This is a genomic window from Methylobacterium sp. J-043 (genome assembly GCF_022829505.1).
GTDB classification, from domain to species: Bacteria; Pseudomonadota; Alphaproteobacteria; order Rhizobiales; family Beijerinckiaceae; genus Methylobacterium; species Methylobacterium extorquens_A.
Genome location: NZ_JAKSYB010000034.1, coordinates 118881 through 128507 on the forward strand (window position 1 = coordinate 118881; position 9627 = coordinate 128507).

The window sequence follows — 9627 nt, forward strand, 5'->3', positions numbered from 1 at the left end:
GCAGCGAGCGCCGCACTTGCCAGGCGGCCCGAGTCGCCGCACTCTCAGCTTGGCCTTACGATGACCGGGTGTATGCCGATGCATCGCCCATCGGGCCGCAGGATATGGAAAGCCCTAAAAGCATGACGATGGATGGTGCGCCCGCTGACGCCGGCGGTTCGGACGAGATGGCTTTGCTCGGATGCCGGTCCCGCCGTCTTGGCCGCCGCTCGTTTCTGGTCGGCTCGGCCGCCACCCTCGGCGCATTCGGGCTCGGCGGTTGCGTGACGTCCGACGGCACGATGCTCGCCGATGCGGCGAAGGTCTACGGGCCGATGCCGGACGAGAAATTCCCGATCCCGGCGGTCGATATCAGCAAGGTCAATCCGAAGTATTATCGCCGGACGGTTCGCTACGAAACCAAAGAGGCGGCCGGGACGATCATCGTCGACCCGCGCAACTACTACGTCTACCGCGTCGAGGGCGACGGTTCCGCCACCCGCTACGGCGCCAATGTCGGACGCGAGGGGTTCTTGTGGAGCGGCGACGCGTATGTCGGTCGCAAGTCCGAATGGGCCACTTGGACGCCGCCTAAAGAGATGATCCGGCGCCAGCCCGAGGCCGCTCAATACGCCCGTGGGATGCCGGGCGGCCTCGACAACCCGCTCGGTGCCCGCACCCTGCACCTCTATCAGGGCGGCGCCTACACGCTCTACACGATCTACGCCAGCAGCGACCCCGAATCGATCGGAAGTGGCATCACAAGCGGCTGTGTCGGCTTGCTCAGTCAGGATATGATCCACCTCTACGCGCGAACCCCGGTGAAGACGAAAGTCGTGGTCCTGCCGGCATAGCGGCATGCATCGGCGCTGGTTGGGCTCCGATTGATTGGAAGAGACTTGGCTTATTTGTCGATCGCCTTGAAAATTGTCGCGCTACTGCTGGTTGTCGCGACGTTGCTACCCTTGATCCCGACGAACTTTGGTATCATCCGCAGCCTGGACTTTCCCCGGCTTCAGATCGCGGTCGCGCTGGCTGTCAGCAGCGTCGGGCTTCTCGCGATCTCCCGGGACGGCACGGCTCTGACTCTGGCCGTGGCCATGGTCGCAGCTCTTGCCCTGCAAGCCAGCTATATCCTGCCGTTCACGCGCGTGGCGGCGCCCCAGGCAAAGGCAGCCGGTTCGTGCCACGCGGGTGAGCGTGTCAGCCTGCTCGTCCTCAACGTCCTCCAATCGAACCGCGCGTACGGTTCGGCCCTCGATCTCATCGCTGCCAAGACGCCCGATCTGGTGTTGCTGCTCGAAACCGATGCGGGATGGCACGCTGCGATGGCTCCGCTGCGCGCGCATTATCCGCATCGCGTCGAACATCCGCAGGACAACACCTACGGGCTGCTGTTCTACTCCCGCCTTCCCTTGCGCGATCCGACGATCCGCTTCCTGCTGCAGGAGGACGTTCCGTCGTTACGCACAACGGTGGTTCTGCCCAGCGGCGAGCCGGTCACGTTCTACGGGCTGCACCCACGGCCACCCCATCCGGGCCATAGCAGCGCGCCGCGCGATGCCGAGCTCGTCGTGGTCGCCCGAGAGGTCGCGAAAACCAAGGGGTCGACCATCGTCGCCGGCGACCTCAACGACGTGGCCTGGTCACACACGAATCGACTGTTCCAGAACATCAGCGGCCTTCTCGATCCCCGTCAGGGGCGCGGCCTGTTCTCGACCTTCCATGCGCAATATCCGTTTGCACGCTGGCCCCTCGACCACATCTTCTTCAGCGAGCATTTTCTCTTGAGCGACATGCAGCGCCTGAACGATGTCGGGTCCGATCATTTCCCGATCTGGGTCGATCTATGCCGGGCGCCGCAGGCACCGGCGCGACAAGACGCACCCGAAGCCTCCGAGCAGGACCATCGGGATGCCCAGAAGGCGATCGAGGCGGTGCAGTGATGGAGGGAGCGATCGACGGCGCCACCCTCGAGGGGGCCGAAGGCCAGCACGCGGGATGTCTTCAAGGCTGCGGGACCGCGCTTCCCTAAACCCTGCGCAGCGGAGCCGACACAGCGTTTTCGTTGACCCCGCAGCGCCTCAGGCAGAGGCCGGCCCGCTGCCTTGCTCGACGATTTCCAGCGCGCGCAGAACCGCCATGGCGGCCATATCGGCATCGATGCGTCCTTCGTCCGTGGCGGGTGTCGCGGCGACGGTCTCGAACACGTTTCCGCCGACGGAGCCGGTGACGACCTTGAGGCATCGCCCTTCGGGCCCGTGTGCGTCCTCCAGCAGAGCCACGAGATAGCCCGCCGCGCTCCCGTAGACGTGGATCGGCTCGTACGCTTCGACGGCGTCCGCCGTGGATGGCTCAGCTTGGCGGTCGCGGCCACCGAAGTTGGGGCGGATGATGTTCGTCATAGCCATCGCTCGTCGATGTCGGTCGCGTTGTAGTCCGCCAATGGCTGGTGCTCATCGCCTTCGGCGAAGATCGCCACGTCGTCCGGGCCGATGTCGTGCTTGGCAATGCGGTCCCAGCGCCGATGGATCATCGTGGGGCCGCCCCAGATCCGGAAGGCGTTCCAGTAGCGGTCGTCCTTGAAGCCAATGTAGTGGATGCAGCGGGCAGCGAGCATTCCGCAACCTACTTTCGGGGATCAGGCGATGCGAGCGGTTCTTGTCCCCGCCACCCCGGCTGCGACGAAGAGGACGCTTCGCGGGTCGCGTTGCCGCCTCAACCTTGCTCCAGACGCACCTCGCCCAAGCCGGGCCGAGGGGGAAAGCATGTTCGGGGTCGAGGTTTTTGTCGTGCTTGCAGGTGTTGTCGGCGCGATCGCATTCATGGTGGCCGGGCGACCGGCTTCCGATCGCTTCCTGCCCTGGTGAGGCGGCGCTCCCCGACGGATCAGCCTTAACGGATGGCTAACCACATCCGAACAGGACGCGGAAACCATCGCGGACAAAGGCGTTAGCCGGACACGTCGATCCCGCCACGTTCACGAGCATCCGCGATGACTCTCACCGTCTTCGATCCGATCAGCGGCCAGATGGTCACGATTCGCGTGCCCGCGCCGCAGCCGCGCTGATCCCGCCATTCTCGTCCCCGCCCGAGCCACGACGATGATCGGTCTCCCTCTGTACCGCCTGCTCGTTGCGGTCGTTCTCGTGCTGTCGAGTGCGGCGGCGACGACACGCCTCGGTCACGCCGAACCGAAGACGGCCTGCGAAACGGGAGCGCAGGCCGGTGCCTGCCCCGATCCGGCCGAGCCGGGTGCGCCTTCGAAGCTTCGCTCCTCGAAGCCGCCCGCATCCTCCGGAGCGCCCGCACGATAGAGCATCGTCCTGGATATCGGATCCGGGACGATGCTCTCGCCTCTTATTTTTGCATCCTCATCTTCCGAAAGCCGGCAACCACCTTTCGGGATGATGCTCCAGCCGGCCGCCGTTCCATGGATGTGGGGCGGCGTGCTCACCGGCGGTCGCGATCTCGGGCTCGACGAGAGCCGTATCCGACCTGATGGCATCAGGCCGGCGTCTCTCGGTCTTTGTTGTCGCGCGCATTCTTTCGACGAACCGGTGGCCACTTCGTCGGAATGCGCTCCAAGCGCGTCTGGTGCGTCGTCGGTCACTTCCCCCCGCGACGGGCCGCGAACTCCCAGATCGGCAGGCCGGTCGGTACGCCGGGCGTGTTGCGGTAGCCGCTCACATTGCCGAACAGAATCCGGCTCGGCTCGATGCCGATCGCCTTGTGTCCTCCCGTGATCATCACCCCGCACCAATCCACGCGCAGCGTACCGTGCTCGGGATGGACGCCGAAAATCTGCGGCGCGGTCCAGCCCAGGCGCACGGCCTCGGCGCCGAAGCGCTCGATGAAGTCGGTGCAGGCCTCGTAAATGTTCGCCCAGGCCGTGGTGCCGAGATGCCGGCAGGGTGGTGCAGTCGGACGGAGTGCGCCGAAGGCTTTGCGCCATTCGGCTGCTTGGGGCGGGAGCGGGTCGGGCGCAAGTTCGGGAAGGAGCATCGGTGCTGCCGGCTGCGACGGGGCCGGCCGACATAGATTCCGTTGCTTACCTCAGCCTTGCCGGTCGCAGGCGAAAAGAGCTGCACCCGCCCTGTACGCACAGAGTACGGCCCATGCCGGCACCGAAGGTTTCGAGGGCGCTCATTCACCGACGGAGATTGGCGTCGCTCCTCACGTCGGATGCGAAGCCGATCGACCGTGAGTTCGCCGATCTCCAGGCGGCCGAACCGGGCTCGCTCGACCGAAAGCCGCCCGATCGCAAAAGCGCCGACGCCCAGCGCACCAACGACCACCGCTCCAACCGCGAGGCTCCGACCGCACCCCGCCTGATCGCTGCCACTCGGGCCGCTACGGAAGTCCGCAGATCGGTCGATCGCTTGCTGATCATCGCGTTGCAGACCCTTTGCTCAGATTGGATCCTGGCACAGTGCGCGGGGTTGGCGAGGGGCTGGGATCGCCCATGGCGCAAGCCTATCCCGCGTTGCACAGCGCGGCCCGCGCAGCGTGCGGGAGACTTGCCGGAAGCTCTCTCCCCGGCTACTCACATCCAGGGCTTCTATGGGGATTTCGGTAGAGCAATCTGTCGCCGGAGCCCGGAGGCAAGTCCAAGTATCTGATCGGAAACGGTTAGGGCCTGTAGCTCAATGGTTAGAGCCGACCGCTCATAACGGTCTGGTTGCAGGTTCGAGTCCTGCCGGGCCCACCAAACCCAACACATTCATATAGATAATTAAATTGTCGATCGCGGTAAGTCTGCGTTTCGGCTTGGTTCGCTTCAATCAATGTTCTGATCAGAGGCCGCGGTCTTCGGCGCCGGTTTTTGAATACTGCGGCCGCCTCGTTCTGGGAATCGAAATGGTGATGGCCGTAGACTTTCTGCAGCATTTCATCCTCTCCGCCCTTCGGCACGACATCAGCCACGAGCGCTCAACGGGCTAATTCGGCAAACGCGTAGCGCAGAATGTCACGTCTGTTTCGAGGGATGTCCAAATCAGTTGGAGTGAATAACTCAATGATTTTTTGTTGAGGCCACGTTCGGTTCCGAAGATTATTTATCCTGCGTATCTAAGATATTTACTTGGAGTGTGCGACCGCACAGACCGGTTTGTGCGAGTTTCATAAGATAGTCCTACCCTGAAATGCCAGATAGCGGCGCCAGCGGCCTTCCATAGATCTTCGTGCCCTCGTTGAATACGGTTGAGCTTCGCAGGGATGCGTCGCCAGCCGTGGAATTATGGATCTCAAATCAGCAACAGAAACAATTATAATTTTCGCCGACTTGGATCTTCTCGTTGAGCGGGTGCTTGCGCTCATCAGGGTGCATAATTCATTGAGGCAGGACGATTTTCACCTCATACCCGATGACGACTTGATCGAAATCTACCGTTTGCTCACGGAGCTACATGAGGTAGCGATTGACGGTGTTGATCCGGAGTTGATCGCGCCGGTCATTCTTCGACTGCGCCTGAAAATCACCGTGTTGGAAGTGACGATCAGTACATACCTCAGCGCGCCAAGTCCTCATCGCTTGCATTGAGGGCGTGTTGAAGCCGGCCGGATAATCGCTTCTTGAGTAGGAATTTGTGTTGGGAGCCGAGCGGTCCTTATTAAAATCTTAATCTCGGCTGGGCATCACCTGGGTCGTCGAATTGCAACCTGGCTTGCCTAACTATGATCTCTATATCCCGTCTCGGGGTCCGTTTGCCTGCGACAACCATTGGTCTTGCCCTCTTGAGCGCTGCGGCGATGGGCGGTTTCAGCTGGTCGTCGGCCAAGTCAGGTCTCATCGAGGCGGCTGGGGCTCGTCTCGAACTCGCGGCGGCCGCGCGACGCGATGGTATCGAGCTTGTGGCAGACCGAATGCAGGCAGACTTTCTGACAGCCGCCGGTCACCCGCAGATCGTCTCGAACTTCCCCGATCTCGTCGAGAACCTCGACCCGTCGAAGCCCGATTTTGCCGGCATCGTCGAGGCGTTCCAGAGCCCCCAGACGGTCGAGGCACGCGTTGCTTTGGACAGCACGCCCGCGACCGCGATGTACGGTCGACGGCACGTGAAGGTGCAGGAAGTGGCCCGGCGAATCGTCGCCGAACCGGGATATGCCGATCTGATCTTTCTCGATGAGAGCGGACGCATCGTTTACACGACGACCAAAGGCAAGGACTTCGCCAAGTCGCTGCACGATCCGGACCTCAAGGAAACCGGGCTCGCGCGCCTCGTCGAGCGCCTGAAGAGCCAGGATCCGGCGGCGATGGTGTTCGAGGATTTCGCGGCCTATCCCGTCGGCGGCGGACCCTCGGCCTTCATCGGCCGGGCAATGACTAAGCGAGCCAACGTCGCCATGGGCACCGCGCAGGCGGTGGAGCGGATCGGCTTCGTCGTCCTTCGTGTGACGCCTGCTCTGTTCGACCGGACGCTCGCCAAAAGGGCAGGTCTGGGCGAGACCGGGCAAATCCTGGCAGCGGGCGCCGATGGCCGCCTCCGCTCGAATCCTCCCCTCAACCCGCTCGTGAAGGCCGGCGCGCCGATCTCGGATCTCGGCTTCTCTGCCTCGCAACTATCGGGCGGAAGCTTCGCCTATCCGGCTGCGGACGGACGCCACATGGCGGCGAGCACCACGGTTTCGGTGCTGGGCGCGCCCTGGACGGTGGTGGCGGAGCAGACGGAGGCGGAAGCCGTGGGTGCGGCGCAGACCCTCTCGCGCACGCTCGCCCTCACCGCGCTCGTCGTGCTCCTGGGAACGGCCATCCTCGGGCTGCTCCTCGCCCGCTCGATCGTCCGGCCGCTCAGCGCGCTCACCCGGGCCCTGACCGCGCTCGCCGCTCGCGAAACGCTGGCTGAGGTGCCGGGCAGTCGACGCCGGGACGAGATCGGCGACATCGCCCGTGCCGTGGTGACCATCCGCGACATGTCTTTGGAAGAGGCTGCTCAGCAGCTCAAGACGACGGAAGCCGCACGGCTGCGCGAAGAGCAGGCGCGCCGCACCCTTCTGCGCGACCTCGCCGACCGCTTCGAGCACTCCGTGGGTGGCATCGTCGCCGGGGTGGCGCATGCCGTCGCGGGGCTGCAGAACTCGGCCGCTACGATGCAAAATGCGGTATCGGGGACCGCGCAACGCTCGACCAGCGTGGCCGGCGCCGCTCAGCAGACGGCCAGCAACGTCAATGCCGTGGCGGCGGCGGCGGAAGAACTCGGCGCGACCGTCGAGGAGATCGGCCGGCAAGTGGAGCAGGCCACCGGCATGTCCGCCGCCGCCGTACAGGCGGCTTCCCGCACCGAGCAGACGATGGCCGCGCTCGCCCAAGCCGCGACCCGTATCGGGGACGTGGTCGGTTTGGTCTCGACCATCGCCAGCCAGACCAACCTCCTGGCGCTCAACGCCACGATCGAGGCGGCACGTGCGGGCGAAGCCGGGCGCGGCTTCGCGGTCGTCGCGGCCGAGGTGAAGGAACTCGCCAGCCAGACGGCGCGGGCCACCGACGAGATCGGCCAGCAGATCACCGCAATCCAGGGGGCAACTGAGGGCGCCTCGCAGGCGATCCAAGACATCGCACGGCAGATTCAGACGATGCGCAGCGTCACGACGAATATCGCGACGGCGATCGAGGAGCAGGGTGCGACCACCCAGGAGATCGTGCGCAGCATGTCCCAGGCATCGACGGGAACCGTCGAGGTGACGACCAACATCGCCGAGGTCGCACAAGAGGCCGAAGGCGCCGGACAGGCCGCCCGAGCGGTCGCAACCGCCGCCGATGGCCTCGCGGACCAGTCGGCCGTCCTGCGATCCGAGGTCGAGAACTTCCTGGCCAATGTGCGTGCCGCATAAGGCGGCACGCATTCATAAACCGTCGCGCCGGGAAGGCGGCGCGGCGCTTCGCGGACAGCCCGGACTATTCCTGCCCTGGTCCGCACCTCCGAAGGCGCCCGCCTCGTAGCGCGGAGCGCAGCCCGAACAGGATGCCGGTGCGGGCGGCACGGTTCTCGATCGGACGGTGTCCGACGTTCGGGCGTGGCCGCGACACCGGCGAAAGCGGGGTGATGCCGGTTCAAGGATCGTCGGGCCGAGCCGGTCCGACCATACTCACCAGCGTCTCAACCGCCCCGACGTGCCGCCGTTCGAAGCTCGTGAACGGCAGAAGGGGGCGAAGCAGGTACGGGGTCTCATTTGATCGGTTTGCACAATTCTCCTGCCCGCATTCACGGAGCGTAAAGACGCCCCATCTTATCGTTGTCAGACGAGCGTAACCTCTGCCCAAATGTTTCACCACGCAGTCGGGGCTGTACAGGGGCGACAGTAGCGAAGACGAAGTTATTGGAACCCTCTTGCCCTGCCCCGCCCAATCGAACCCGCCAGATGCCGGGCACATTGAGGTTGCGGTTCCTCGGCGACGTGAGTGGTATCGCTGCGGTCGAGCTCTCGCTCTTGATCTTACCGCTCTTCATCTTGGTGATGGTGATCGCGGAGGCGTCGATCTTCGTCTTCGCCCAGCAGCAGTTCGATATCGCGGTTCAGCGGGCGGCACGCCTCCTCCGCACCGGGGCGTTCCAAGAGGAGGCGAACGGCGCCGACCCGGCGCGGTACCTGCGTGGTTTGCTCTGTGGCTCGGGCGTTCGGCTCTACCAATGCGATGAGATGCGGGTCGATCTCATGCGCACCGCCGCCTTCGCCATCAAACAGATCACGCCGGCCTACGATGCCGGCCGCGGCGACTGGGCAGCCGGGTTCGGTACTCAGTTCACCTGTCCAACGGGCGGCGGCATCCATGTCCTGCGTGCTGCCGTGCCGATCTTGCGGCCCTTCAGCTTTCTCGACTTCACCGGCCAGCGCATGCCCGGCGGCAAGCAACTCCTCACGGCGACGGCTGTCTTCCGCACGGAGGATTACGCGGAAAAGCCGTGTGCATGAGGCCACGGCGTCACCCTTGGACAGGAAGGCGCGCCGCAGCGACCGCGCATGCGTTCGCTCGGGCCGAAGGCGGCGTGAGCGCCATCGAATTTGCGTTCATCGCACCGGTTCTCGTGCTCCTGTTCATTGCGACGATCGAGATTCCGCGGGCGATCGCGACCAACAACCGTCTGGCCCAAGCAACCATCGCGATGGCCGACCTTGCCTCCAAGAGCGATTACGCTGACATCAACGATGTGTTTGCGGCCGCTCAAGTCGTGGCCGCCCCCTACAGCTTGGCCGGAACCGGCATCGTGCTGACCGCGGGCGGCGTCTACAAGGTGGGCAACGACTTCGTGGCCAGGGTCTGCTCCAGCGTCCAACTGGGGGACAAGGCGCGCATCGTCGGTTCCGATATCGGGCCGCCGCCGGCGGGGACGGCCTCGAAAGGCGACCGTTTCGTCATGGCCGAAACGCGGCTGTCCTACCGACCGCTGTTTTCCTTCTTTCCGTTTCTCAACAACTTGACCTTCACGGGCAGGACCGCCTGGCCGGTGCGCGACGGGGTCGCCACCAATGGACAGGCTGAAGTTGTCTTGCCGGGCGGAAAGCCATGCCCGCCTTGATCCGGACCGCATCATCCGATCGCGTTGTTGGGCCGACTGGTCGAGCCCGCTTTCCGTGACGCGGAAGCAGGGGCTTCTCGTCGTGAAGGGTGCGTAAACCGTACGAGCATCGCTCCGTCTTTGCGCAGCAGGT

10 protein-coding genes, 1 tRNA gene and 1 pseudogene are annotated in these 9627 nt (G+C 64.4%); 7 read left to right on the plus strand and 5 right to left on the minus strand.

The features are described from left to right. Positions 1 to 122: 122 nt before the first annotated feature. Together MKK50_RS07265 and MKK50_RS07270 are read left to right on the plus strand one after the other, a co-directional pair. Positions 123 to 833 (plus strand): L,D-transpeptidase, encoded by a 711-nt coding sequence (locus MKK50_RS07265; protein ID WP_253370558.1) that lies wholly within the window; start codon positions 123 to 125, stop codon positions 831 to 833. A gap of 45 nt (positions 834 to 878) precedes the next feature. Beyond that, the gene (locus tag MKK50_RS07270; RefSeq protein ID WP_499021401.1) at positions 879 to 1925 is read left to right on the plus strand and encodes an endonuclease/exonuclease/phosphatase family protein; all 1047 of its coding nucleotides are present in this window, start codon (positions 879 to 881) and stop codon (positions 1923 to 1925) included. A gap of 138 nt (positions 1926 to 2063) precedes the next feature. Here the strand turns inward: MKK50_RS07270 and MKK50_RS07275 are convergent, their stop codons facing one another. The 4 genes from MKK50_RS07275 to MKK50_RS07290 form a co-directional block, all read right to left on the minus strand. After that, the gene (locus MKK50_RS07275) at positions 2064 to 2384 is read right to left on the minus strand and encodes a hypothetical protein (protein ID WP_253370563.1); all 321 of its coding nucleotides are present in this window, start codon (positions 2382 to 2384) and stop codon (positions 2064 to 2066) included. Further along, positions 2381 to 2599, minus strand: coding sequence for a hypothetical protein (locus MKK50_RS07280; protein ID WP_499021403.1), 219 nt, complete (start codon positions 2597 to 2599; stop codon positions 2381 to 2383). The genes MKK50_RS07275 and MKK50_RS07280 overlap by 4 nt, the downstream gene beginning before the upstream one ends. A gap of 564 nt (positions 2600 to 3163) precedes the next feature. Beyond that, positions 3164 to 3436 (minus strand): hypothetical protein, encoded by a 273-nt coding sequence (locus MKK50_RS07285; RefSeq protein ID WP_499021405.1) that lies wholly within the window; start codon positions 3434 to 3436, stop codon positions 3164 to 3166. 152 nt (positions 3437 to 3588) lie between these two features. After that, positions 3589 to 3984, minus strand: coding sequence for a hypothetical protein (locus MKK50_RS07290; protein WP_499021407.1), 396 nt, complete (start codon positions 3982 to 3984; stop codon positions 3589 to 3591). Positions 3985 to 4614: 630 nt separating this feature from the next. Between MKK50_RS07290 and MKK50_RS07295 the strand changes: the two genes are divergently transcribed. The 3 genes from MKK50_RS07295 (at position 4615) to MKK50_RS07305 (ending at position 7809) form a co-directional block, all read left to right on the plus strand. Next, positions 4615 to 4690, plus strand: a tRNA-Ile gene (locus MKK50_RS07295). Positions 4691 to 5263: 573 nt separating this feature from the next. Next, a complete protein-coding gene (locus MKK50_RS07300) occupies positions 5264 to 5521 on the plus strand; it encodes a hypothetical protein (protein WP_499021409.1) in 258 nt (85 codons plus the stop codon). 134 nt (positions 5522 to 5655) lie between these two features. Then, positions 5656 to 7809: a methyl-accepting chemotaxis protein gene (locus tag MKK50_RS07305; protein WP_499021411.1), complete on the plus strand. Its 2154-nt coding sequence runs from the start codon at positions 5656 to 5658 to the stop codon at positions 7807 to 7809. A gap of 106 nt (positions 7810 to 7915) precedes the next feature. Here MKK50_RS07305 and MKK50_RS07310 read toward each other — a convergent pair. After that, positions 7916 to 8023 (minus strand): annotated as a pseudogene (locus MKK50_RS07310) (IS5/IS1182 family transposase); the annotation flags it as partial. Between the two features lie 314 nt (positions 8024 to 8337). Here MKK50_RS07310 and MKK50_RS07315 point away from each other — a divergent pair. After that, entirely contained in the window at positions 8338 to 8889 is a 552-nt protein-coding gene (locus MKK50_RS07315; protein ID WP_499021413.1) for a TadE/TadG family type IV pilus assembly protein, read from the plus strand. Further along, complete coding sequence (locus MKK50_RS07320) at positions 8886 to 9494, plus strand: TadE/TadG family type IV pilus assembly protein (protein ID WP_499021415.1); 609 nt, start codon at positions 8886 to 8888, stop codon at positions 9492 to 9494. The genes MKK50_RS07315 and MKK50_RS07320 overlap by 4 nt, the downstream gene beginning before the upstream one ends. The last annotated feature ends 133 nt before the right edge of the window (positions 9495 to 9627 follow it).

Excerpts from the sequence above, each read along its gene's own strand:
- MKK50_RS07265 (WP_253370558.1), top strand. The coding sequence starts at position 123 with ATGACGATGGATGGTGCGCCCGCTGACGCCGGCGGTTCGGACGAGATG.
- MKK50_RS07275 (WP_253370563.1), bottom strand. The coding sequence starts at position 2,384 with ATGACGAACATCATCCGCCCCAACTTCGGTGGCCGCGACCGCCAAGCT.
- MKK50_RS07280 (WP_499021403.1), bottom strand. The coding sequence starts at position 2,599 with ATGCTCGCTGCCCGCTGCATCCACTACATTGGCTTCAAGGACGACCGC.
- MKK50_RS07290 (WP_499021407.1), bottom strand. The coding sequence starts at position 3,984 with ATGCTCCTTCCCGAACTTGCGCCCGACCCGCTCCCGCCCCAAGCAGCC.
- MKK50_RS07305 (WP_499021411.1), top strand. The coding sequence starts at position 5,656 with ATGATCTCTATATCCCGTCTCGGGGTCCGTTTGCCTGCGACAACCATT.
- MKK50_RS07315 (WP_499021413.1), top strand. The coding sequence starts at position 8,338 with ATGCCGGGCACATTGAGGTTGCGGTTCCTCGGCGACGTGAGTGGTATC.
- MKK50_RS07320 (WP_499021415.1), top strand. The coding sequence starts at position 8,886 with ATGAGGCCACGGCGTCACCCTTGGACAGGAAGGCGCGCCGCAGCGACC.